The sequence below is a fragment of the Candidatus Chlorobium masyuteum genome (genome assembly GCF_011601315.1).
GTDB classification, from domain to species: domain Bacteria; phylum Bacteroidota; class Chlorobiia; order Chlorobiales; family Chlorobiaceae; genus Chlorobium; species Chlorobium masyuteum.
This window is the reverse complement of the sequence record NZ_JAAORA010000002.1, coordinates 189,260-213,812: the sequence shown is the minus strand read 5'-3', so window position 1 is coordinate 213,812 and position 24,553 is coordinate 189,260. Positions and strand designations below refer to the sequence as shown.

Annotated in this window: 25 protein-coding genes and 1 tRNA gene; 7 read left to right on the top strand and 19 right to left on the bottom strand. The window is 49.9% G+C overall.

The window, feature by feature from the left end; all coding sequences use genetic code 11:
- Nucleotides 1–8 precede the first annotated feature (8 nt).
- Nucleotides 9–1,460, bottom strand: coding sequence for a glycerol kinase GlpK (glpK, locus tag G9409_RS04575; protein WP_166807643.1), 1,452 nt, complete (start codon nt 1,458–1,460; stop codon nt 9–11).
- A 17-nt stretch (nt 1,461–1,477) separates the two neighbouring features.
- Nucleotides 1,478–1,942: a DUF2141 domain-containing protein gene (locus G9409_RS04570; RefSeq protein WP_166807642.1), complete on the bottom strand. Its 465-nt coding sequence runs from the start codon at nt 1,940–1,942 to the stop codon at nt 1,478–1,480.
- A 173-nt stretch (nt 1,943–2,115) separates the two neighbouring features.
- Here G9409_RS04570 and G9409_RS04565 point away from each other — a divergent pair, with 173 nt between their 5' ends.
- The gene (locus G9409_RS04565; protein WP_166807641.1) at nt 2,116–2,913 is read left to right on the top strand and encodes a class I SAM-dependent methyltransferase; all 798 of its coding nucleotides are present in this window, start codon (nt 2,116–2,118) and stop codon (nt 2,911–2,913) included.
- 9 nt (nt 2,914–2,922) lie between these two features.
- Here the strand turns inward: G9409_RS04565 and G9409_RS04560 are convergent, their stop codons facing one another.
- From G9409_RS04560 to G9409_RS04525, 8 genes are all read right to left on the bottom strand, one after another.
- A complete protein-coding gene (locus G9409_RS04560; protein ID WP_166807640.1) occupies nt 2,923–3,657 on the bottom strand; it encodes a hypothetical protein in 735 nt (244 codons plus the stop codon).
- A gap of 54 nt (nt 3,658–3,711) precedes the next feature.
- The gene (locus G9409_RS04555; protein ID WP_166807639.1) at nt 3,712–4,335 is read right to left on the bottom strand and encodes a four helix bundle suffix domain-containing protein; all 624 of its coding nucleotides are present in this window, start codon (nt 4,333–4,335) and stop codon (nt 3,712–3,714) included.
- Nucleotides 4,336–4,442: 107 nt separating this feature from the next.
- Entirely contained in the window at nt 4,443–5,180 is a 738-nt protein-coding gene (locus tag G9409_RS04550) for a TIGR03915 family putative DNA repair protein (RefSeq protein WP_166807638.1), read from the bottom strand.
- A gap of 4 nt (nt 5,181–5,184) precedes the next feature.
- On the bottom strand, nt 5,185–6,435 hold the full coding sequence (locus tag G9409_RS04545; RefSeq protein ID WP_166808028.1) for a putative DNA modification/repair radical SAM protein: 1,251 nt from the start codon (nt 6,433–6,435) through the stop codon (nt 5,185–5,187).
- Nucleotides 6,436–6,471: 36 nt separating this feature from the next.
- On the bottom strand, nt 6,472–7,950 hold the full coding sequence (locus G9409_RS04540; protein WP_166807637.1) for a phytoene desaturase family protein: 1,479 nt from the start codon (nt 7,948–7,950) through the stop codon (nt 6,472–6,474).
- A 102-nt stretch (nt 7,951–8,052) separates the two neighbouring features.
- Nucleotides 8,053–8,526, bottom strand: a complete 474-nt coding sequence (locus tag G9409_RS04535; RefSeq protein WP_166807636.1) for a GyrI-like domain-containing protein — start codon at nt 8,524–8,526, stop codon at nt 8,053–8,055.
- A gap of 65 nt (nt 8,527–8,591) precedes the next feature.
- Nucleotides 8,592–8,665: transfer RNA gene (locus G9409_RS04530), tRNA-Pro, on the bottom strand.
- A gap of 353 nt (nt 8,666–9,018) precedes the next feature.
- Nucleotides 9,019–9,693 carry a DedA family protein gene (locus tag G9409_RS04525; protein ID WP_166808027.1) on the bottom strand — a complete coding sequence of 225 codons (675 nt, stop codon included), beginning with the start codon at nt 9,691–9,693 and terminating at the stop codon, nt 9,019–9,021.
- Between the two features lie 171 nt (nt 9,694–9,864).
- Between G9409_RS04525 and G9409_RS04520 the strand changes: the two genes are divergently transcribed.
- The 6 genes from G9409_RS04520 (at nt 9,865) to G9409_RS04495 (ending at nt 16,522) form a co-directional block, all read left to right on the top strand.
- On the top strand, nt 9,865–10,767 hold the full coding sequence (locus tag G9409_RS04520; RefSeq protein ID WP_166807635.1) for an alpha/beta fold hydrolase: 903 nt from the start codon (nt 9,865–9,867) through the stop codon (nt 10,765–10,767).
- A 71-nt stretch (nt 10,768–10,838) separates the two neighbouring features.
- On the top strand, nt 10,839–13,148 hold the full coding sequence (locus tag G9409_RS04515) for a penicillin-binding protein 1A (RefSeq protein WP_166807634.1): 2,310 nt from the start codon (nt 10,839–10,841) through the stop codon (nt 13,146–13,148).
- Between the two features lie 34 nt (nt 13,149–13,182).
- Complete coding sequence (gene guaA, locus G9409_RS04510) at nt 13,183–14,724, top strand: glutamine-hydrolyzing GMP synthase (protein WP_166807633.1); 1,542 nt, start codon at nt 13,183–13,185, stop codon at nt 14,722–14,724.
- A gap of 61 nt (nt 14,725–14,785) precedes the next feature.
- Nucleotides 14,786–15,460 carry an outer membrane protein gene (locus tag G9409_RS04505; RefSeq protein ID WP_166807632.1) on the top strand — a complete coding sequence of 225 codons (675 nt, stop codon included), beginning with the start codon at nt 14,786–14,788 and terminating at the stop codon, nt 15,458–15,460.
- A gap of 99 nt (nt 15,461–15,559) precedes the next feature.
- A complete protein-coding gene (locus G9409_RS04500; protein ID WP_166807631.1) occupies nt 15,560–16,003 on the top strand; it encodes a rhodanese-like domain-containing protein in 444 nt (147 codons plus the stop codon).
- Nucleotides 16,004–16,057: 54 nt separating this feature from the next.
- A complete protein-coding gene (locus tag G9409_RS04495) occupies nt 16,058–16,522 on the top strand; it encodes a MauE/DoxX family redox-associated membrane protein (RefSeq protein WP_166807630.1) in 465 nt (154 codons plus the stop codon).
- 157 nt (nt 16,523–16,679) lie between these two features.
- On the opposite strand, the gene G9409_RS04490 is transcribed toward G9409_RS04495, so the two are convergent.
- The 9 genes from G9409_RS04490 to G9409_RS04450 form a co-directional block, all read right to left on the bottom strand.
- A complete protein-coding gene (locus tag G9409_RS04490; protein ID WP_166807629.1) occupies nt 16,680–17,285 on the bottom strand; it encodes a hypothetical protein in 606 nt (201 codons plus the stop codon).
- Complete coding sequence (locus G9409_RS04485) at nt 17,246–17,716, bottom strand: hypothetical protein (RefSeq protein WP_166807628.1); 471 nt, start codon at nt 17,714–17,716, stop codon at nt 17,246–17,248. The genes G9409_RS04490 and G9409_RS04485 overlap by 40 nt, the downstream gene beginning before the upstream one ends.
- A gap of 225 nt (nt 17,717–17,941) precedes the next feature.
- Nucleotides 17,942–18,424, bottom strand: a complete 483-nt coding sequence (locus tag G9409_RS04480; protein ID WP_166807627.1) for a hypothetical protein — start codon at nt 18,422–18,424, stop codon at nt 17,942–17,944.
- A 534-nt stretch (nt 18,425–18,958) separates the two neighbouring features.
- Nucleotides 18,959–19,642 (bottom strand): hypothetical protein, encoded by a 684-nt coding sequence (locus G9409_RS04475; RefSeq protein WP_166807626.1) that lies wholly within the window; start codon nt 19,640–19,642, stop codon nt 18,959–18,961.
- A gap of 860 nt (nt 19,643–20,502) precedes the next feature.
- The gene (locus G9409_RS04470) at nt 20,503–20,997 is read right to left on the bottom strand and encodes a hypothetical protein (protein ID WP_166807625.1); all 495 of its coding nucleotides are present in this window, start codon (nt 20,995–20,997) and stop codon (nt 20,503–20,505) included.
- Nucleotides 20,998–21,280: 283 nt separating this feature from the next.
- A complete protein-coding gene (locus tag G9409_RS04465; protein WP_166807624.1) occupies nt 21,281–22,045 on the bottom strand; it encodes a CPBP family intramembrane glutamic endopeptidase in 765 nt (254 codons plus the stop codon).
- Nucleotides 22,046–22,378: 333 nt separating this feature from the next.
- On the bottom strand, nt 22,379–22,864 hold the full coding sequence (locus G9409_RS04460; RefSeq protein ID WP_166807623.1) for a VOC family protein: 486 nt from the start codon (nt 22,862–22,864) through the stop codon (nt 22,379–22,381).
- Between the two features lie 195 nt (nt 22,865–23,059).
- The gene (locus G9409_RS04455) at nt 23,060–23,293 is read right to left on the bottom strand and encodes a VF530 family protein (protein WP_166807622.1); all 234 of its coding nucleotides are present in this window, start codon (nt 23,291–23,293) and stop codon (nt 23,060–23,062) included.
- A gap of 350 nt (nt 23,294–23,643) precedes the next feature.
- The gene (locus G9409_RS04450; RefSeq protein WP_166807621.1) at nt 23,644–24,534 is read right to left on the bottom strand and encodes a class I SAM-dependent methyltransferase; all 891 of its coding nucleotides are present in this window, start codon (nt 24,532–24,534) and stop codon (nt 23,644–23,646) included.
- Nucleotides 24,535–24,553 lie beyond the last annotated feature (19 nt).

Below are 24,553 nucleotides of genomic sequence, written 5' to 3'. Positions count from 1 at the left end.
CTGAACCTTTACAGAGTCAGAGTCTGTCGCACTGCTCTCTGCCACCCGTTGAGCAGCTGCCATCTCTCCTGAAGTGCCATATCCGGCACATAGGTACGTTCAGCCTTATGCAGCTTCACCAGCTCATCGCCTGAACGCCAAACTCCGCTCTGCAAGCCTGCCAGGTATGCCGCCCCGAGCGACGTTGATTCAGCATTGGAGGGAATCAGAATCGGCACATCAAGCAGATCAGCCTGAAACTGCATCAGAAAACCATTGCTCACCGCCCCGCCATCAACCATTAGCGCTTCCGGAGAAAACCCGCTATCGGCTACCATGGCCCTGAAAACATCATATGATTGATAGGCAATCGACTCAAGAGCCGCACGGACAATATGGTTCCGGTTGGAACCTCTCGTCAGCCCCGCAATTGTTCCCCGCGCCTCCATCTGCCAGTGCGGTGCGCCAAGACCGACAAAGGCAGGGACGATATAGACTCCGCCATTATCCCCGGCATCCCTTGCCATGGCTTCAGACTCCACTGCATCCCGAAGCAGTTTCAACTCATCCCTCAGCCACTGAATCACTGCACCGCCAATAAAAACCGATCCTTCGAGGGCATAACAGGGCTTTCCATCAGCTCCAAGTGCGAGGGTTGTCAAAAGACCGTGCTCTGACCTGATAAAGATATCACCCGTATTCATCACCATAAAACAGCCGGTACCATAGGTGTTTTTAATGGAACCGGGCTGAAAGCAGCACTGACCGAAAAGGGCTGCCTGCTGGTCACCGGCTACTGCGGCAATCGCAATATCATTGAGTTCCTCAAGTGCGGTCACCCTGCCGAAATCATCCATGGAGCTCTTTACCTCCGGCAGAAGTGAGTGAGGAATACCAAAGAGATCGAGCAGCTTCGAGTCCCACTGCTTCTCCGCTATATTGTAGAGCAGTGTTCTGGATGCGTTCGTAAAATCGGTAGCATGCACCCTGCCGCCGGTAAGCTTCCACACCAGCCAGGTATCAACGGTACCGAACAGAAGATCAGCAGGATCAAGGTTCGGGCAGTGATCAAGAATCCAGCGGATTTTGGTTGCACTGAAATAGGCATCAAGCGGCAGGCCGGTTTTGGCGGTAATCATCTCCCGCTCAGCCTCATAATTCCGGCACAGCTCGCTTGTCCTGCGGCACTGCCAGACAATGGCGTTATAGACCGGCCTTCCGGTTACCCTGTCCCATACAATGGTTGTTTCACGCTGGTTGGTTATACCGATGGCCGTAATGGAAACATGAGTACCGGCTTTCAGCTCCCGTACTCCGCTGACCACACTCTGCCAGATCGCCTCCGGATCATGTTCCACCCACCCTTCATGGGGGTAGATCTGAGTGACCTCCCTGTAGGCTCTGGCAACCGGATCACCTTCCTGGTTATAGAGGATACAGGTGGTTCCTGTGGTTCCCTGGTCAATTGCGAGAATGGCCATGGGCTTCTACTGATACGTTATAGGTATTTCAGGTCAATGTTGAGTATTACCTCCCGGCTGTCAAGCGTAAACTTCGCATCGTTGAACGAAGGGGGGCCAAAGCTGCTTTTCGGATTATTCGAGCACCCGACACCCTCTTTGGGTATTCTGATCAGAAAGACCGAATCCACTTTACCGTTGCTGTTTTCATCGTGAAAAACGCTGAGGGCATAGCTACCGTAAGGAACATTCTCGAAAACCACCTCATCTTTAGGATCGTTTGCCGGAATGGTCTTTTTGGCAAACGCCTTGGCGGATTTCACAGGAAACCCCTCTTTTTTATTGAAGAGAGAGACAATCAGATCGCCTTTGGTATTGCGAAGTTTGCTAAAGTGAGCCTTTATGGTTCCGGCAGGCTGAGCAGCATCAACCGGACCCTCTCCGGCAAATGCCGACATGGAAAGGGTTGTCAAAAGGAAAAAGAGCATGAAAAATTTTGTCATCGGGCTGCTTTATATGGTTGCTGAAATAATGGGTCTGCCTTCGGGAGCATTTTCCTGATAAAATACCGATTCATCTCCAATATCGTACTCCCCGAAAAACCGTTTTCTGCCAATAACTTTTCAGGATCATTTTTTTACCTTGAAAAAGTACTTATCAAGGTAAAAAACTATCGATGGCCAACTTTTCTGACATTGCATCCAAATACCGCCAGACATCCCTTGTACAGGCCTCGGCAGGCGGGCGGTTGATGGAACTGCTCGAAATTCCCGGCAATGCCGATATCCTCGATGTCGGCTGCGGTACCGGCAACCTGACCGCAGAACTCTCAAAACAAACTACGGGCAGTGTGACCGGAATCGACCCCTCCGAAGGGATGATCCGCGAAGCCTCGCGTGGATATTCGGATCCACGGATCAGGTTTCTGGTAATGGACAACAGGGAAATGAGTTTCCGGGAAGAGTTTGATAGCATCTTCTGCAACTCCGCATTCCAGTGGTTCAGAACACCTGACCGTTTCCTTGAAAAAGCTTATGCGGCGTTACGTCCGAATGGCAGAATCGGCATACAGGCTCCGGCAAAAAAGAACTACTGTCCGCTCTTCCTGAAGGCAATCGGAGAGTGCTGTACAAACCCTGAAATCGCAAAGGTGTTTTCAGCTTTTCGCCCACCCTGGTTCATGCTTGAATCAGGAGAGGAGTACTCGGCCCTCTTCCGTAAAGCAGGTTTCAGGGTGACACAGTGCTCACTTGAAGAGAGCCGCAACCGCTATACGCCCGAAAAGGTCTTTGATGTATTCAGCTCCGGCGCAAAGGCAGGCTACCTCAACCCTGCATACTATAACACTCCGCTGCCTGAATGGTTTGAAGAAGCCTTTCTGAATGGTCTCAGGGGCTCCTTTGAGCGGCAGGTTGAGCCTGACGGTCTGATCGACCTGCTTTTTTACCGGATATTTCTCATCGCCGAAAAATAAAACCGGCGCTCACGCCAAAGTCTCACCGCTCCCTGCGTTCACCCTGTAATCATGAATATCGAGGTGAATGAGTACCGGTCCGCCGAGAGGCTTCCCGTTCGGCCCCGTCGGGGTTACCCGTCTGACTGAAGGATAGAGAATACCTGCACTGTTTATTGCATGATTGAGCACAACATTGGATGCAGCGGCAAGCGGGCTGATGATCTGGGCGGTATAGTCGTGCTGAATCAGAAGGCCGGTCTTGCGATCAAACCTGAAGCGCTGCACCCGGCTGTGGGTGGGAATCTCATCAGGAAAGCGAGCCTCCAGCAAGCCCGGCTCAACCTCCCGCCAGTTGATATCTTCCCGCATCAGCAGCGCCGGCAGGGTGAAGTAATTCCATGAGGCATAGTTGGCAAAGTAGCTCATATCAAGGTCATCCCAATAAAAGAGCCTCCGGCCGACTTTGAAATAGTCCCGCGCTTTTCTCCGCTCTACAATGACCTCACCCTCTTCATTTTCAAGACGTACATCCGGACCGTCAAGAACACCCGTGACCGCGGGGTCAAGACCAATCGGGATCAAGGTGGCGTAAGGACGATGAACATCGAGCACCATTTTTGCATGGCTGAAAAACGGCCTTCGTTTCAGGGTAAAAGCCAGTCCCCGTGCACTGATCTCAACCTCAAGCTTTCCGGCACTCTGCCAGAGCTCGCGCCCGCCATACGCGGCAATTGCCTTTTCAGCTGTGTCGGAAAGGGTCATATGGGAAAGTGTTGGGTTTCTGAAAACGTTTGTATACGGAAATGAGCTTTGCAACTACTGTTTGCTTCGACGATTTTGCGAACGAATGCGATACAACCGTTCTGTAAAACCACCTTCTGTTTCAAATGAAGTAGCAAGTTCCTTGATCTGGCGATCCAGCAAACTGCAGGCAACAACTATAAGTGTTAAAACTGCATTCGCTGCAAGTTCCGCCATATTGGACGACATGGACGGTGTGGACGAAATCAGAGCATGTTGTCCATGAAGTCCATGTTGTCCACGCTTGTACTCTTCAAGCACCCAAAAAGCCACCTCATCAGCCGAAATACACCTGCGTTCAATCAGTCGTTTCCGGCGAATGTCATCACGCGCCCAGATATGCCACCCTCTCTGGCGCAGATAGTCCTCGTAATCAAGTCGCAGCTCTTCGATACTGGCCCGGGCGACATTGGTAAGTTTGAGTTCGGTTTTTTTTGAAGTTCCTGATGCCTGGCTCCCTTCTGCAATGTTCTGTACTCCGGATCGGGCAGCCTGCACCATTTGATCATGAGTTCTGCTGCGTTTTTCAATATAGCGGTTACAAAAACGAACGGTCACATCGTAAATGAGTTGGGCAATCTGAAAGCTTTTCAGATTACGATAGCCTCCGTGTAGTGGAAGGAGAGGTTCGCTGTTCATGAGCATGTGGCGAACTGTTTGAAATAAAGACTCCTTTTAACATTACTCACTAAACATCAAAAGCAAATTAGCAGTAAATTCAAAGTTTTCCGAACAACTAACACCGTTCACTCCCCCTGCTTCTCGGTGAGATACTTCCAGTACTTCATCGGCATGTTGGATTTCTGGAGACGGGGGTTTTTGCGGTCGGGGATGGCTATGGTTTTAAAGAAGGCCTGCCACATCGCCTGTATCTTTTTTTCATCGTCCGAGAGTGCCGGAGCGGTGAACTGCTCGATGGTACCGAAGCGGAGCGATCCCTGGTTCCAGCTTGCGGCGGTGCGGCGTTTCCGGTCGTAGAGAAACCAGTGCTGAGCCCTGAGCCTGCGGCTGAAGTGGTAGGCGAGAGGCTGGATAATGTTGTGATCAGGCTCCATCTGGGCGAGATAGGCGCCGTCGCGGAGCTTCTCAAAACGAAGCAGCCCCTTCATGCGGTGCAGCTCCCTTGCCGCTTTGCGGGAGACCGTCACGATATCGCGCACCGCCGGATGGGTAAGGTAGCCGTTTACCTTGTCGCCATGCATGAAGGCCTGCTCAATGTAGTGCAGAAGGCTGTTCTCCATCCCCTCCTTTTCGGCAAGCATGAAGAAATAGAGGGTATGCGCAGCATCGGGAGCTCGCTCCTTCAGGCGGGAGAAGAGCGCTTCAGCCCGCACCGGATCGGTTGCAATAAACAACCCCTCTTCAAAGAGAGTATCCTCACGCGCCGAGAGCGTAACCTCTTCAGGTTTCGGCTCCTCCTCAAGAATCGAGGCAACGGCGGAGAGGAGTCCGTCTGAGGTGCCGTCACAGATATATCGTTTCATGACATTAAACATAGAGGCCCGGAAGTACCAGTTGACGAGGAGCTTCACTGCTCTCTCCAAGCAGCAACTGCTGGCGGAGAAGCGCCGGTTGACGCTCTATCTTTTCAAAATGCCGGTCTGAACAGGTGATAAAATATTTGGCCCGCTTCATCACAACCCCGATCTTTTTCATCCCTTCAGGGGTAATGCAGGAAAAGCGTCGGGCGGCAACAATCCGTTTGGCCGACGTAACCCCTATGCCCGGCACGCGAAGCAGGGTGGCGTAGTCGGCACGGTTGATCTCAACCGGAAAAAACTCTGGGTGACGCAGTGCCCATGCGGTCTTTGGATCGAAAGCCTCATCGAGATGGGGCACATCGTCCGAGAGGATCTCTTCGGCGGAAAAGCCGTAGAAACGCAGAAGCCAGTCAGCCTGGTAGAGCCGGTGCTCGCGAAGCAGCGGAGGTGCAGCAACAACGGGAAGGCGGTTGTCGTCGCTGACCGGCACATAGGCCGAGTAGTAGACCCGCTTGAGGTTCATTTTTTTGTAGAGCCCCTGTGAGAGGCGCAGAATCTGGAAATCGGTTTCGGGACTTGCACCGATAATCATCTGGGTACTCTGTCCCGCAGGCGCGAATCGGGGAGCACTCCGGATTTTTTTACGCTCCACAAGGCTCTCCTGAATCTCCCTGCCGATGAGCGACATGGGGGCCAGAATCGCAGCTTTCTCTTTCTGGGGTGCAAGCCGCTGCAAAGAAGCCTGTGAGGGGAGCTCAATGTTCACGCTGATACGGTCGGCATAGAGTCCTGCTTTGCGTACCAGTTCACTGCTGCTTCCTGGAATGATTTTCAGGTGGATATAACCGCCGAACCGCTCTTCAACACGCAGGGTTTCGGCAACCCTGACCATGCGCTCCATCGTCTGGTCGGGGCTCTGCATCACCGCAGAGCTTAAAAAGAGCCCTTCAATATAGTTGCGCCGGTAGAACTCAAGCGTCAGATCCACCACCTCCCTCGCCGTGAAGGAGGCCCGCGGAACCTGATTGGAAACGCGGTTCACGCAGTAGGCGCAGTCGTAGCGGCAATCGTTGGAGAGCAGCAGCTTCAGCAGCGAAATGCAGCGGCCGTCGTCCGACCAGGAGTGGCAGATGCCGCTCTGGGAGGTATTTCCGGTACCGCCTGGCGGCGCTCCCTCGCGCCTGCTCCCGCTTGAAGCGCACGAAGCATCATAACGTGCCGCGCCTGAAAGAATCTGTAGTTTCGCAAGGGTATCCATAATGGAAATATAGTCCATTATGTCCCGTCTTCAACCTCACATCCTGATTTTAGCCGCCTGCCGGGAAACAAGTTCCACGGCCCTGCGTGCTCCGGTGACCACCCCTGGAAGCGACTGGCCGGGAAAAATGGAATCACCGACAAGAAAGAGGTTATCAAACCGGGTTCGTGGTCCTCGCACCCTGAAAAGCGAGGTCTGGGGATATCCCCCTACGCACCCCATTACCCTTCCGGTATAGCGCTCCCAGCTGACCGGTGTTGCCGCACTCATACTCCGGACCGCTTCACGGGCAGCAGGAAACTGTTCCGAAAAGAGATCAAGCACGCGCCGGGTATAGAGACTCTTCATCTCCGTGTAAGCAGCTTCACCGCTCTTTCTGGCCTCAAACCACTGCTCCGGACGGGTGTGGGTGGAGAGTGTTACCGCACAAAGCCCTTCAGGTGCCCGGCCGGGCTCATCCCGTGGCGAGGCTGAAACAAAAATGGAGTCGCCTTCAGCAAGCTCTTCTCCCTCTCCGATGATCTGGATATGATTGGTCGGCAGCGTAGTGAAAAGCTCAGGATCCATACCGAGATAGAGCACGAAGGCACTCCACTCCCGGCTTTCGCTGTTGAGCACCGGCAGATCAATCGCCTCTTCTGAAAGCTTCGAAAGAGATGCCGGAGTGAGGTTTGCCAGCACAACATCCGCAGCAAGGGCACTCCCGTCCGAAGTTTCAAGACCGAACACCTGCCTGCGCACCGAATCGATCCGGTCAACCTTTTTTCCATAGAGCACCGCACCGCCGTTCTTCACAAGAGAAGCGACAAGAAGTTCGGCAACCGTGCCGATACCTCCTTTGAGAGCATAGGCACCGGAAACCGGAAGATCAAGCGCTATGGCGGCGTTGATGGCATTGGCATGCCTTGAGGTAGTCTGCACGGAGATCAGAAGCTGGGAGTCGATGAATCGGACAAAATCAGGATCGGTGTCGAGGCTGTGCGATTTAAGCCAGTCGAAAGCCGTACGTGAAGCATATTTCAGAAGATGCAGTGTCCCCGGAAGTCCGCCGACAGCTTTGGAGGCAAGACGTGCAAAATCACGGGGACCTTTCGGCGGCCAGGAGAGCCCCCCTTTTGCGAGAGTCCAGAGGAGTTTTGAAAGCCCTGCCTGTTCAGCCCAGAAAGCTGCGGAGCGGGGAAAGTGCTCCATTATTTCAAGTCGCTCTCGCCTCAGATCAAGGTGAAGCGCCTTATGGCGGTACTGCCAGGCCACCGGTTCCGGCGATGCAGGCCAGACAATTCCAAGCTCTCTGCCGAGCAGCTCCATCGGTCCGCCTGGATGAAAGCCGCAACCTATTGTAGCACCGGCATCGAACCGGTAGCCGTTGCGGGAAAAGGTTGCAGCGCACCCTCCGGGATACTCCTCTGCTTCAAGCACAGTCACCATGGCACCTTTATCGGCCAGCAGGGCTCCTGCGGCAAGTCCTCCGATTCCGGCGCCAATGACAACAACATTCAGATCGTTCAATTCCATAGCTCTCCCTCCGGTTTATCACTCCTGTCGTAAAGGATAAACCGGAGAACGCCTTATGAAGTTCTAACCTTCTATGTCTATGTATTGTCGGGAGCACCCCTCCTAATCAGCCAGCAGAAGCGATATCTCTGTCTTCAGCAGCTCCTCGGGGGTAACCGCAGGATCGTTGAGATAAACCTCACAGGCGGTACCACCGGGAGTGAGCATGTTGTCGGTACACCATTTCATAAGCGAGTCATAGGCCGGTTCAACCTCGTTATAGGGACCGATATAGAGCGTAGTGACCGCTTTGCCCGAAGGGGTGGATGAAGCGATAATACGGCCTGATCCCTCAAGTGGTGTTTCAACGGGAAATCCGAACTCCACCTCGAGATCATCCATATCCATATTGAAGTAGAGTGCGAAGGGTGGGCCAGCCGGATGCGTGCCGCGTTCTTTGAGGAATCGGGCAATTTCACCATATCCCTCTTTGAAAAGGGGGGCTATGCCGCTCACTTTTGTTCGGGTTTTGATGGTCAGTGCCGGGCGGGAAACGAGATCTTTGATCTCAGGAGAAAACGAGCATTCGAAATCCATAATCATCTCCGGTTATTCGCTGAAAAGAAAAAGGGAGAAATCAAAAATGAATGCGGGTAAGAGAGTCGGCGTAGCGGGATTTGAACCCACGACCCCTTCCACCCCAAGGAAGTGCGCTACCAGGCTGCGCTATACGCCGATGAAGGATAAGGCTGTAATTATAAAAAAATCTGCGGATTAATATAATCTTTTTTTCCGCTTTCTGCCCCTGCTTCAAGTGCCGCAGGGCTCCCGGCAGCACCGGCACCGGATATTGTCCACATTCCTGTAGATAAAAAACAGAAAACCCGGAGTCAGGGCTGTCAGTAAGGAGACATCCCTGTCGATATGGAAAAAAGATATAACTGTAATTCCCGTTTAGATTTAACAGCTCATCATCTCACCGGAACAGCTCTCCTGACCGTCGTGCTCCATGAGACACCGGGCAACCGGCCCACAAGTTATCAACATTCCGTTAACATCCGCGAACCGCTCTTTATTGTCGAGCGTCCATTAATCGCGACTCTTCCGTTTGGCAAACCGGTGCTTCAGATATTCAATAACCGGCGGCAGAATGGAGAGTGCAATGATGGCAAGAATCAGGAGTTTGAAATTCTCCTGAACAAAGGGAAGCTGGCCGAAAAAATAGCCGCTGTAACTGAAGAGACTCACCCAGAGCAGCGCACCTGCAATGTTAAAAAGAATAAACCGGCTGTAGGTCATGGTGCCGATACCGGCAACAAAAGGAGCAAACGTTCTGATAATGGGAATAAAACGGGCAATGATAATCGTCTTGCCTCCGTACCTGTCAAAAAAGTCATTGGTACGGATAAGATGTTCGGGGTTGAAAAAACGGGACCTCTTATAGTTGAACACTTTCGGCCCGAGTTTGTGGCCGATAGCGTAATTCAGCGTATCGCCGAGCACGGCAGCAACAAAAAAGACCAGAAAAAGAAGATGAGGATCAAGCGATGAGCCGGGAATTGCCGCAAGGGACCCGGCAGCAAAGAGCAGCGAGTCACCAGGAAGAAAAGGGGTAACAACAAGTCCTGTTTCACAGAAAATAATGACAAAGAGAATGGCATAGAGCCAGATGCCGTATTGAGCGGCAAGAAGCTTGAGATGCAGATCGATATGCAGGATAAAATCGATGAGGAAAGCAACCGAGCCGCCGAGGGAGTTATCCATATTGATGATGATCTTTGAAAAAAACAGAGCCCGGGTTTCAGGCGGTGTAATGTACTCATTGAGCCTGAAAGTAGCAACCGGGCCGCATGCCGCCATAGAGAGGGAAGAGTGAAGAAAAGGTATTATTGTTATATTAGAGTTTGTTTCGATTAAAAAGCACAATGCGATCCCATGAGTTATTTAGCGTCAGAACGCTGCCGACTTTACTATGAAGACACAGCAGAGTCCGATCCATCAAAACTGGCATATCCTGCCGTGATTTTTGTAAACGGCTGGGCAATCTCCTCCCGCTACTGGAAGCCGCTGGTTGAGCAACTCTCGCCACACTACCGCTGCATCACCTATGACCAAAGCGGCACAGGCAAAACCGTCATCAAAGGCTATCAGCCAACCTTTACCATCGAGGGCTTTACCGATGAGGCTGCCGGACTCATTGAGCATCTCGGGCTGGATAAATCAAGAAACCTTCATATTGTAGGCCACTCAATGGGGGGTATGGTCGCCACAGAACTCTGTATCCGATTCCGTAATGCACTGCTTTCAGCCACCATTATCGCATGCGGTATTTTCGAAGAGACCGCATTTACCTCTCTCGGCCTTTTCTTCCTTGGCGGGCTCATTGATTTCTCCATGAATTTCCGCAACATCTTCCTTGTTGACCCTCTCAGAAGCCTCTTTATCAAACGGGCGGCAACCAAAGCGATAAGCGAGGAGTACCAGAACATCATTATTGAGGATTTCACTCAGTCCGACAAGGAGGCGACCAATGCTGTCGGAAAGTTCTCCATCGACCCCGAAGCACTCAGAGCCTATACCCGCCATGTCCTTGAGATCTCATCACCGGTGCTCTGCTGTGTCGGCATGGCCGACCACACCATTCCTCCGGAAGGCACCCTTACACTCTATGAAAAGCGCAAGGTAGAGTCAGCTGCACCAACCAGACTCTCAAAATTCAGTGACCTCGGTCATCTCCTGATGCTCGAAGAGACCGCTGAATTTGCCACCGAGCTCAAAAAGCATTTTGAATTTGCAGAACAATTTTATAAAAAGAGACCGCAGGAGATGGTTGACTGAAAAAAACAGACTATCCTGCACTGATTGGTATATCAAGAGCACATGATAAACTTAAACGATTAATTGATACTGTGAGTAAAATATTTTCCAAACTCCTTTTTCTCCTCTTTGCCTCCATCATTGCCGTCACCGTGACAACGTCGGAAGTGTCGGCAGCGAGCAAATTTCTCGGCCTGCCAAGCCTTGAAGAGCTTGAAAATCCAAATCCCGAGCTGGCCTCCCTTGTCTATTCTGAAGATGGCGTGCTCCTTCACAAGTTTTTCCTGAAAAACCGCACCTTCATCCCGCTGAAATCCATACCGCGTTCAACACGCTATGCCCTTATTGCCACTGAAGATGTGGAGTTCTACAACCACTGGGGCGTCGATCTGAGGCGACTGGCTCTGGTGATGGGTGAAAACATCATCAAGGGGAGAACCCGCTGGCACGGAGCCAGTACCATTACCCAGCAGCTGGCCAAAAACCTCTATCTGACCCAGGAGCGCACGGTCAGCCGAAAGGTGAAGGAACTGATTACCGCCATCGAACTGGAAAAAACCTATACAAAAGACGAAATTCTTGCGCTCTACCTCAATACGGTCTATTTCGGCTCGGGAGCCTACGGCATCGAGGCGGCGGCCCATACCTATTTCGGCAAACCGGCCTGGCAGCTCACTCTGCCGGAAAGCGCATCACTTATTGCCACCCTGAAAAACCCAACCGCCTATAATCCGGCAAAGGATCCGGTCAGCGCTGTCGGAAGAAGAAATCTCATTCTCTCGCTTATGGAGAAAGAGAAATTCATCACACCCCAGCAGGCTTCCGTTGCCAGAAGGACCCCGCTTGTACTGCACTATACACCGGTAAGTCATTCAGGTCTTGCGCCATACTTTACCGAGTATATCCGTCAGACCATCAAACCGGCCTCGATGCTCGGCAACATCGACCTCTATCGCGACGGGCTCTCCATTCAGACCACCCTCGACAGCCGTATGCAGAACTATGCCCAGCTGGCTGCAGCAGAACACCTTGCTGATCTGCAGGCCTCATTTGACCGTGCATGGAGATGGCCTGAAGCGCTGAAGAACCAGATGATCATGGAGAGCGAGCGCTTCAAAGGCTACAAGGAGGAGGGACTTACCGACCAGCAGGCAATGGCCAGACTCAAAGCCGACACGGTATGGCTCAACGAACTGCTGAGATCCAAAACAAGAATACAGGTGGCCCTGGTGGCTATCGACCCGACCAACGGCCATGTCAAGGCGTGGGTTGGCGGCAACAGGTTCTCTCCCGATGACTACAAATATCAGTTCGACCATGTCTGGCAGGCAAAACGGCAGCCCGGTTCAACCTTCAAGCCTTTTGTTTATACCGCCGCTATCGACAAGGGGCTGCCATCAAACTTCCTGGTGCTCGACCAGCCGCTTGCGCTCAACAGCGGTAACGGCATCTGGTCGCCAAGAAACTCCGACGGATCATCAGGCGGCATGACCTCACTCAGAAGTGCATTGAGCCGCTCACTGAACCAGGTAACCGTCAGACTTGCCTATGAGCATCTGACAACCGCCGAAATCATAAGCTATGCAAGAAGGATGGGCATCACCTCACCAATGCCATCCAACCTCTCCATCGCACTCGGTACTGCCGAGGTCACCCCGCTTGAACTTGCAGGCGCATTCTCGACCTTTGCCAATAACGGCATCTGGAACGAACCGGTTTCAATCCTGAAGGTTGAGGACAAGCATCGCCGTCTCATATCGGAATACGCCCCGAATCACCGGTTTGCCATTGACTCGACAACCAACTTCGTCATGGTCTCGATGCTGAAGGATGTCATCAACAAGGGTACCGGTGTTGCGGTACGCGCCCGTTACGGATTTGAAGCTGAAGCTGCCGGAAAAACCGGTACGACCCAGAGCATGCGGGATGCCTGGTTTGCCGGATTTACACCCCAGCTTGTCGCTGTTGTGTGGACAGGTTTTGACGACGAGCGCATCAAGTTTACCTCCATGGAGTATGGCCAGGGCGCAAGAGCTGCGCTGCCGGTCTGGGCAGGATTTATGAAGCGCTGCTACAGCGACCCGTCACTCAAACTCGAAAACAGGTACTTCCATATTCCTGAAACGGTCATTGCCGTACCGATCTCAAACCAGACCAATACACCGTCCGAGCTTCTCGGCAGCGATGTCTACATTGAATACTACACACCGAAAGGCTTCAAATACTATCAGTCACATCCTGTTCAGCACTCCAGCCCTCCGGTCGTAGCCCCGGCAGAGTCCACCGGCGCACTGGAAGGAGCGGGAAATGCCCTGCCACCCCCGGCTCCAAAAAATCCCGGCCCTGCGCAGGCAGTAAACCCGGCCCCGAAACCGAAACCAAAACCGGCGGGAGCCTTCTGATCTCCCCGTTCACCTAAAACACAACCGTTTTTTTATGCAATCGGTATTAGTACTTGATTTCGGGTCGCAATACACCCAGTTGATCGCCCGTCGCACACGTGAACTGGGTATCTATTCTGAAATTCTCCCCTATAACACAACCCCTGAAACCATCAGGGAGCACAACCCCTCGGCAATCATTCTTTCGGGCGGGCCGACCAGCGTCTATGATGAAAACGCCATACTGCCTCATGACGGCATCTTTTCACTCGGCATCCCCATACTCGGCATCTGCTACGGCTTGCAGGCCATTGCTAAACATTTCGGCGGAAAGGTTGCCAGCTCACTGAAGCAGGAGTTCGGACGGGCCAAAATCCTGGTCAGGCGCGACGATAATCACGAAAGTATGCTCTTTCGCAACATTCCCGATTCCGATGTCTGGATGAGCCATGGCGACAAGGTTGTCAACCTGCCGGAAGGGTTCAGGGTAACAGCAAGCAGCGAAAACTCCGAGATGTGCGCGTTTGAAAGCTCCGGAAGCAAGGGTGCGCTTAAAATCTATGCGTTGCAGTTTCATCCGGAGGTGCAGCACAGCCTCTACGGCAAGCTGCTGCTCTCCAATTTCCTGATTGATATTGCCGGCATCAAGCCGGACTGGTCATCAAAAAGCTTTATCGAACATCAGATTGAGGATATCCGCCAGAAAGCGGGCAAGGAGACCGTCATCTGCGGCATCAGCGGCGGTGTCGATTCAACGGTAGCAGCAGTGCTTGTAAGCCGGGCCATCGGCAAACAGCTCCACTGCGTCTTTGTCGATAACGGCCTGTTGAGAAAAAATGAAGCGGAAAAGGTGATGAGCTTCCTCAAGCCGCTCGGGCTCAGGGTCACCCTGGCCGATGCTTCTGATCTCTTCCTCAATCGCCTGAAAAGTGTCGCCTCTCCGGAAAAGAAGCGCAAAATCATCGGAAGAACCTTTATCCAGGTCTTCGAAGAGCATATGAATCAGGAGAAGTTCCTGGTGCAGGGAACCCTCTATCCTGACGTCATTGAGAGTGTAAGCGTCAAAGGTCCGTCGGAAACCATCAAGTCGCACCACAATGTCGGCGGTCTGCCGAAACGGATGAAACTGAAGCTTATCGAACCGTTGCGCGAGCTCTTCAAGGATGAGGTTCGTGCCGTTGGACGTGAACTCGGCATCGCCGAGGATATCCTGATGCGCCACCCCTTTCCCGGCCCCGGCCTTGCCGTAAGGGTGCTCGGCTCGCTCACCCGTGAGCGGCTCGACATCCTCCGTGAAGCTGACGAGGTATATATCGAGGAGCTGAAATCCAGCGGCCTCTACCAGCAGGTATGGCAGGCATTCTCCGTGCTGCTTCCGGTGCAGTCGGTCGGCGTCATGGGCGACAAGCGCACCTACGAAAATGTTCTGGCACTCCGGGCTGTCGAATCAACGGATGGCATGACTGCCGACTGGGCGCAACTGCCGCATGATTTCCTTGCCCGTGTTTCCAACCGAATCATCAATGAAGTGCGCGGTATCAACCGGGTGGCATACGACATCTCCTCTAAACCCCCTGCAACGATTGAGTGGGAGTGATGGTTATAGAAGTGTTCGGCTCGGGAGTACGTATTTTTTCCCCAACGAAAACAGAAAAACCATGAAAAAGAGAGTTCTCATTGTATCACTTTTGGGTGCTGGTATGCTTTCGGCTACTCCTACAGCATCAGCAGTGACTCCTTACGTCCGGGCTTCCGGTGGCGTTGGACTGATGAACAATGTCGAGTATAGATTTACGGCGCAGGATAAGGTTGAGACCGATAAAATGCATACCGGTGCCGCAGTTGAAGGGGCATTCGGCATCAAAACAGGAAGAATCCGTGTTGAAGCCGCAGCTGGATATCAGTCAAACCAGGTTGACCAGTTCACCCTGAAGGGCACGGGTTACGGCGTAAATAACGGCCTAACCAGCACACCGGAATCCGGCGATGAAAAATGGACCTACTCCATTCAATCATATATGGTTAATGGATTCGCGGATTTCAATGCTGAGAGCAAAATCTCTCCTTTCGTGATGGCGGGTATCGGCATGGCAAATATTCAGAATAAAGAGAAGTATCCTGCTGATGCTACCGGGGTAACGGTAACCGGCACATCCAATGGCGTTTTTGCATGGCAGGTCGGCGCAGGTGTCGGCGTTAAAGCAACTGATAACGTCACGATAGACCTTGAGTACCGCTATTTTGCAGCGTCAAACGCAGAAGGATTTGCGGCTGACCGGGTAGTCGATATTTCAACAAGTAATATCCTGCTCGGGGTACGCTACGGGTTCTAAACGCATGAATGGAATTACCCCGGCCCTGCGAGGGTTGGGGTATCGTAACCGTGGTGACGCCCTGACGGTCAAACAAAAATAACCATGCCGTTCAGCACTATGCCTGGAAAACTATTACAGGGAACGCTTGTCGCTTCGATTCTTTTGCTTTCAATCGTATCGCCTGCCCTGTCGCCTCTTCATGCAGCAGCACCGTCAGCGCTTGCGAAAGAAGAGAGCGGCGAACTCACTCTCGCAGCCACGAAAGCCATTTTTGACACGCATTCGGCATGCTTTGTTGATGCTCGTTCCGAGTATGCATATTACAAATTGCATATAAAAGGAGCCACTTCTCTTTCTTCCAGCAGATTTGACGAGCAGTACCCTGATTTCAGAAAAAAACAGGCCCTTGAAACCCCTATTGTGGTCTATTGCGCTGAGGTCAATTGCGGCAAAGCCCGGCATGTTGCCAAAAAGCTCAGGAAAAACGGTTACAGGAATGTCAGGGTTTTTTCAGGCGGTCTCATCGAATGGTCTCAAGCCCGCTTCCCCGTTGAAGGATAAGCTTCTTTGAAGCAGAACCTTACTGAGGGTAAACAAGGAAACACAAAAACACCTATGGCCAGTATTGGCTTTCCATCCGTATTGATTACAGCCCTGAGGTTGATACTCGGTGCGTTATTCATCCTTTCGGGTGGAGAAAAACTCCTGGACCTGAACTATTTCGCGCTTGTCATAGCGGAATACCAGATTCTCCCTTCACTCCTCATCCCCGCCGCGGCACTCCTCCTCTCACTTTGTGAACTGCTCTGCGGCACCATGCTTCTCCTCGACCTCTTTTCGCGGTTCAGCTCCTCGGTCATGCTCTGCATGATGGCGATCTTCATCGCTGCCATGACTTACAATGTAATGAGGGGACTCGATCATGATTGCGGCTGCTTCGAGTTTCTTTCGCAATGGTACGGACTGAAAGAGGAGATCGGTATTGGTCCGATTGTACGCGACATCTTCTTTTTCATCCTCTTACTGCCAATCGCGCTGCGTGGAAGCAACAGGATTCCATGGAAAATACAGCAGGGATGAAAAGCGTTTAACCATTCCCCCTTCTTCACCCAAACTTGCACGGAAACCAGATAGCGCTGGACCTGCTGGTGCATCTTGAGATAGTTGTCAACCGCCCACATCCTCCCCGCCACAAACATTTGAATTTAAATCATTCACTCACAACTCCATTTATAACTTATTTATTGGAAGGCCTTTCAATAATCACTTTCGGTTTGGTAACATCAACAACCAAAACATTTAAATCAGTTACATTTAAATCCGGTGATAATGTAAATGTATACAGCAAAACAACAGCAGGTTCAGGCCAGTACTTAGTATCAAATGTTGCGCCAACATTTTTTAGTTTCCATTTACGCCTGACTTTACATCGCAACTTATTAACTTGTCTTCTAACATCGGAACACTCACCTCCATTTAGCTGAAATATTTCAATTATTTCATTTTTTGTTTTTCCTAAAAAATAAACACGCGATAAACCAGCTATCTTATCCGTATCAATCATGGATACGCCGACTGATCTCCCAAGAGTTGCATCTCCCCGTTCATACCGACCATACCGTATAAAGTCAGAAAATATATCTTTGCCTAATACAGAAAAGTCGTCCCGCTCAACTGGCAACAACTTCAATTTACAAGAGGATAATAAAGAAACACTAACGAATGCCATCACAACGCACAATATCATCTTAAAAAAAGAAATATGGGTTTTATCTTTCCCTATATCTATAAAACTCAGCAGCATCACTTTATATCCCTTTTCATTAGCCCTATACATCGCCACCAACTCCCTAAAGCAATCAAATTAGCTGCAACAGAACAAACAGCACTGGCAACCCACAACCAGTAGCCGGGACCATAACCAGTAATTTGATATTTTATCGAAGTTTCAATTGATGGCATTGTATTAATCATTAGAACACTGAACACAAACACAACAGATCCTATAGACGCCATGGAGCCTATTGGGAAATTATTAAACAAAAACGAAAGCCAGCTAACCAGCAACAATGGATTGGCAATCCAAGCATAATACCCAATCAATAATCCAATCCAACCAAATAATAACAAGAAAAGTCCTGATGTATTTTGCTGACCACCCTCCAAATAAATGGAATCTTGTGACAATGAAACCGAATACAGAAAAATACTACATACAAAACAAATAAATGGAATTGAAGAGTAAATATATTTTTGTGAATAATATTTTCTCATAATGAAGTTGAAACACCATTATTAATTCCTAACCTGTCATATTCATGAACATAAATACTAACATTTATGATAATCAACTGACTATTTTTACCATCAAGTTTATCAGTAGTACCATCACACAAAACAACCTTAATTAAGATTGGTTATTAAATCAATTATTTTGACGATTTTCATAAATATATAAAAGAATTCAACGCAAAAACTCATTCAAGTAACGTTCAAATCTTAATTCAAGCCTCGCATCACTCTACATAAATTGGCTATAATTGAAAAACCAGCGCTAACAATCCATAACCAGTACCCAAGTCCATATCCAAATATCTTTGAATACGTTGGTGCCTCATTTATCACAATTGATTTATGGAAAAGAAAACTTAACATAATCAACATAGATCCTGTTGCAACGATTAAGCCAATGCGAAATTGTCTCGTTACCGCAAAAATCCAACTTATCAATATAACCGGATTTGCAAGCCATGTGAAATAGCCATAAAAAATACCAAGCCAGCCAATCAATAATAATTCCCAACCATCAAGACCTGACTGAAAGTACTTATTAGTGTAATAACAATCTTGTGTGAGTGAAAACACGAATAAACCGATAGCTAACAACACAAATATTTTCGGAAATCTCATCAAGATACTACCTCTATAATTTCCTAAATCACTTTTATTATCATTGTGCATAATCTCATGTATATCGGTCATTCCTGATTCTCCTTTTTACTTATTGAGCTGAATTCATTCTAAATTATATCACCAGAACTTATGCTTTGAACTACCAGAAAACACTGATATCCGGAATGATCAGGAACTTGCATAGCTGGATAAAGTACAGCTGATACTGCTGATCAACAAAGCCTGCGACAGGATCGATACAAATCAGAATTCAAGGTATTGATGGAGGGAGGGATGATGGCATCATGTGCTTTAAGTTGAAAGGTTACATTCAATCAAACACAGAATAATTTGATGTAATAATTAAGTATAGCAATTATCCATATAATTTTCAATCAAAAAATATGGCTGACATTTTCCAATCCTCTTTCCTGATTTATTTGTTTACTTCATGAGTGAGAAGCGTTAAAATATCAAGTAAAAAAGCTTGCTTAAATTTCAATATGATAAGGCTTTATCTGTTTTTCTGGCTCAGTCGGTGTGTTATTATTTTTTCTTCACCGGCTTACTTGGGTACCGGATAACGATGGAATACTAAACTGCTGTCGCAAGTTTAAATAGTTCTCAATTCTCGTCGGCAGGTGCCGGGTTTAAAGCTCTCCGGATGATCTGGATGCCATAGGGAGCAAATGCGATTGTCAGCAGGAGTGCAGCTGCGAGGTTGACGACTTCAACGCCGTCAGGAGTTCCGATCAGGAGAACTCCGACCAGAAAGAGAAGGCTCTGCCAGCGCGAAAGGGATCTGCTTCGGAGCAGGGCTATGGCCTGAATACCAAACCCGATGGGCAGCAGCATTATTCCCCAGAGCAGGACGAGCCAACCACTTTTGGAAAACATGAGCAGCAGACCCGGCATCATGCTGGCGAACTCGGCATCTGGGAGCTTGTCAAGAGCGCTCATGGTGAGACATAGAGCCCCTTTGTCGGCGGCCAGCGCCACTGAGCCCAATACCGCCAGTACGCCCCCAATAAACCCCGCCCACGCTACGGAGCTGTGATCGAGAAGCTTTATAAAGTGCAGCGCGGCAACTATGAGAAGAGATGTATTGATTGTTACCAGGGCATGAGCAAACTGAAGCAAGCCATCCCCGCGCGCTCTCAGGATAAGTTCCGATGGACCAAGCAGGTGAGGGTGCAGCAAACCCGGATGAACTGAAAAGGCAAAGACGAACACGATCGGAAAAATGATAAAGGAGAGGCCGGTCCCGATTCGCTTGACCACATTCAAACTGTTATTTGCATGCATCATGTTCCTCTGTGGCTTTTATGGGCGCGAAACGAACATTTTCAACTGCGGGCGTAAACCGTCGGCGGCATGCCCTGTGGTTCGTTGGCCAAGATCGCACAATCACGTCTCCGACCGGTGTTTATCCATGGTATTGGCAGGTCCCGTCCTTTCCGAGCAAGACCATGCATGGGCTACCCTCATTTCCATGCCCGACACGGGGTGCCCCACAACGTTTACCACTGCCTGAACCGCCGTTGCCCTGGGCCTGGGAGTTCACCCATGCGCGATACTCGGGGGTACGTTTGCACTCGATAAACGCAGCTTTGTCCTGAGAGGCTGCCTCTCTGGCTTCATCCAAAGCTTTACGAGCGTTGTAGACTGCCTTCGCATATCGTTCGAAGGTCGTCTTTTCCGGACTGGAAAGATTGCCGAGTATGTCCTCGGGCCATTGGCCTATGGTAAGCCTGTTCCTGATCGCGGAGAAATCCCTCGCAGAAACCATCTGTCGCACTGGCTCGCTATTCAGCTGTTGCCATGCAGCAACAAGAGCCTCATCCGCTCTACGTTCCCGCTCCAAACTGTCTGTAGTTGTGCGCTCTTCTGTGGCGCAAGGATTCTGTGTGTTGCGCGTGCCCATAACTGCCTCCTTTCTTAATGAAACGTCAATTCAATCAACGGTAAGGATCAACTATAATTCGCTTTCAACCGCTTAGCTGAAATAAATCACTGTAAAATTATCGATATTTCAGGCAAAAACAAAAGGATGGAAAGAAGGTGGGTCGGGGGTGAAGTCGGTCGGCGGATCAGGGGTGTTCGGGGGGCTGGGATTTGCCGATTTCAATCGGCGCTTTCTCATCGCCCCCGAACCGTTATTTATGGGGTCATCTGTTTCTACCGTCACTAAAGTTGAATACATACTCTTTTGACGACACCTCGTTACCAGAATCTTTCTCTGTCATAGCAACGCGAATCCGCCACGTACCAAACGAAGGATGCGCGCGGTCAGCACTCCGTTCGTAAAAAAGAATCGGCAGGCTGAACACCTGATCCGAATAGCCCTCTTCATTGAAGCCATACTTGGTATTCCACACCTCCGATCCATCTGGCCGGAGCACCTGAACTTTGAAATAGTAATCGAACGTGCCAAATCGGCTAAGATTGCCCTGTCTCTGAACCCGCATCCAGAATTTCACCTCCGGGTTCTGCTGCGGCGGGTTAAACACCCAATTAGTCTGGCTTGTACTCACTCCGGAATCGAGAATGGCCGGAGCGGAAAACGCCGTAGTTGAACGTCCAAAGGCAAACAAAGTAATGAACAAAAACAACATCATGCCCAGACGCTGGAGACCACGGTTCTTCACGTGATTGACTGACATACTTCTACTCCCATTTGTTGTATTAAAAATCCACCAATTCCGGAAAGTTATAATCACCCATGCTGCGGGTTTAAATTACCTCATTTTAAAATAATTTGCTACCAAGAAAGCCTGATACACACTCTGCTTCCGACTGGATCACCCCGCATCCCGTTCAAAGCATAAACCAAATGAAATGAGTACCGTATTCCCCCTCCTCACTGCATGATGGGATTACGATCCGCACCAAACTATACTTCAGGAGAAATAATAAGCCTTTCCTGTCGAACGCATTGCCGTGACCCTACGACTCCAACTCCGTATTCCGGTTTTTCAGCAACACCCCGATCAAACAGGCAATCGCCAGCGGATAGACTGCGAATTGAACAGCGGAAGCCTCTCCTCCCGTAGCGACATTCAAAAACAACGAACTGTCCCAAAGCCCATGAAGAACCATCGGCAAAATCAAAGTTCCGGACATGCGGCGCATGACATAAAAGCCACTTCCCATGATGAAAGTCAGTAGCACCTGAATGGGCATTGACGACATCGGCAATCCGAAGATCACGTTGGGAACATGAAGCGCAGAGAACAGCAAGGTGCTGATGAGCCAAACCCTGCCTTCGCTGAAACGGCTTCTCAATCCCACAATCATGCTTCCCCGTGTGATCATCTCTTCGCCGAACCCGACTCCCACGGCTCCCAACGTCGACCACAAAAGCAGCTCAGGCGAAAGCTTGCCAGACGGCATCCCCAGGAAGTTGTTCAGAATGATGAGGGTCATCGCAACGGGCAGAATCCAGATCCATTGTGGGCCTGACTTCGATTTGTCGAACAGAACAATGCGCCACCAACCCAGTATGCTGATGGCAACCACCAGAAAAGAGCATCCAAACAAGGTAGGAAAAGCATACCACAGCTTCGTCGTTTCTGCATTCTCACCGATACGGTTGTAATCGACTCCATTGATTGCCCATGTGGAGAAGAAAATGGCGAGATAACCAAAATACAGCAACATCCCCAACCATACGGAGGGCTTGCGTTTCAATGAGCTCTGTTCGTTGTTCATTGAGTTCATGGCTGGTTTCATCCTTTAACGGGGAGTCTGCCCCGCGATGAATCACTGTAAAGCTACAGATATTTCCAGCATAAATAAACAAGCAGAATGAACGGGTCGATTGTTCATTCACAGTAAAACATCTTCTTAACCTCAACGTGCAGGGGAACCGGATCGCACTATACAAGTGAACGACCCCTTCTCATGACAGCAAATTCAGAGACTGACATACGGGCGGAAGTATAGTTTGTCATGAACGTTATATAGTGCTTCTCCCCTATACCCTGTAGAGTGAGTTTAACCCCAAGCCTCTCACACAAGATGCACGCATCGAAGATTGCAACTTCAACCGCGCCGCGCCGCCTCGATTACTGCGATGTCGATCTTTTTCATCTCCAACATCGCATCAAACGCGCGCTTGGCGGCGGCGGGGTCGGAATCGGTTACCGCTTTAGTCAGTGCGATCGGCGTAATCTGCCAGGACAAGCCCCATTTATCCTTGCACCACCCGCACACACTCTCTTCGCCGCCATTGCCGACAATTGCGTCCCAGTAACGATCAGTTTCAGCCTGGTCAACGGTTGCAACCTGAAACGAGAATGATTCATTGTGCGTGAATTCGGGTCCACCATTAAGCCCGAGGCAGGGAATTCCCATCACCGTAAACTCGACCGTCAAGACATCTCCTTTTTTTCCGGACGGAAAGTCTCCCGGCGCGAGGTGCACCGCACCAACCGATGAATCCGGAAAGGTCTTTGCATAAAATTCCGCCGCCCCCTCGGCGTCACCTTCATACCAAAGGCAAATCGTATTTTTTGATTGTTTATCCATGTCACATCTCCATTGTGATGAGTGGCAATTTTGCGAGCAACATTGAGAACGATCCTGCAAAAAGCTGGAAAGGATACTACTTCCCGAAACTTTATCGAGGTGTTGAGTATTTCATCGCTATCAGCGACTTGTTGTCATTCATCCTGAGAGCATCGGTTTCCGCGAGTTCCCATTCATAATTCGCAACGCGTACCTTTACATTTCTTTCTTTTCCTGATCAATTAAGTCTATGTAGAGTTCTTCAATTTTTACCCTGGCCCAATTTGTTTTTCGCAAGAATTTCAAGCTTGACTTGATACTTGGATCATTATAAAAACAACGAATTTCTATCATTTTATAGAGCTCATCCCAGCCGTAGTGATTTACAAGATCACATAGTATGTTTTCAAGAGTTACTCCATGCAATGGATTATTTGGGTGATTATTCATATCTCTGTATTCTCCATATACCCTTATGACATAAGATTATTTTACCGAATCTACATTACTCCACACCGCAGCCTCTTGCATCCACTGAATTCACTCATTGGTTGGTGGATTATGATGCTGAACTGCATGAGTAAGTTTACGTAGTTGTGAACATTCCCACATATGGCCAGAAATTAATTACGGAAACGGTAAGGATATCGCCAAGAATGAAACTTGAGGGAGAGATCAATAACCGCCGGATGCAAATTCGGCGACTGAACTGCAGGAAACAAGTAGAGTTTGTCGTCAACATCCCCGAACTATAGGATGTTCCTATTCCCTTTCGACACTGTTTTCATCGATTTGGGATGTCACCCGGATTTCTCCGGCTTTTCAGCATAAGAGAGAATATAGTCCAGGCCGGCGTAGACACTTTCTGCAGAGCGATGAAATGCTGATTTTGCGAGAATCATGGCAACCGGAGGCAGCTTTTTGACAAACGTTTGATCTCTTGACAGATACTCATGAAGAGGCTGATAGACATCGTCGCGTATTGATTTGATGTCGATAGAGACGAAGCCGGCGCTCAAGAGCTTACTGGTGTAGGACGGAATCAGATAGTAGTTTTCCTGTGGAATATTGAATTTGCCGGCTACAAGACTCCATGAAATCCATTGCTCCATCCGCCTGAAAAGATTATCGGAGTTTTTTGTCGGCACAATGTCCGCTGTCACCAACCTTCCTCCTGGTCGCAACACCCGATACGCCTCCTTGAAAAAATCCTCACGGCTCCTGTAGTGAAAAGCACTTTCCAGGGAAACGACCAGATCGATGGATTCATTTGCAATCGGCATCTCTGTTGCAGAACCTTCCCTTAAATCTATCAACCTCCCGAGCCCTGCATCGGCAACATTCATCCGCGCCCGTTCCACCTGAGACCTTGTGATATTCAGCCCGATGATTTTTTCAGGTTTCATGGTCCTTGCCCAGAGGATATCCTGGTCGCCAAAGCCATACCCGCAATCCAGCACTATATCACCTGCAGCCATGCCGCCCCGTTTCGCCACCAGAAGAGCAAGCGCTTCACTGGCCTCATCGATGGTATCCACATCCCGCCAGTAACCAAGATTCAGATACAGCCTGTGCTCGGTAAGAGAAGTGGTACCAATCAGATCATAGACTTCCGTCGTCTCCAATCCATGGAACGGATTGAGAAGCCAGTTCAGATATGCAAAAAAACGACCCGCTGTGTTGTCTGACATGGTTTTTATTCTTTTCCGA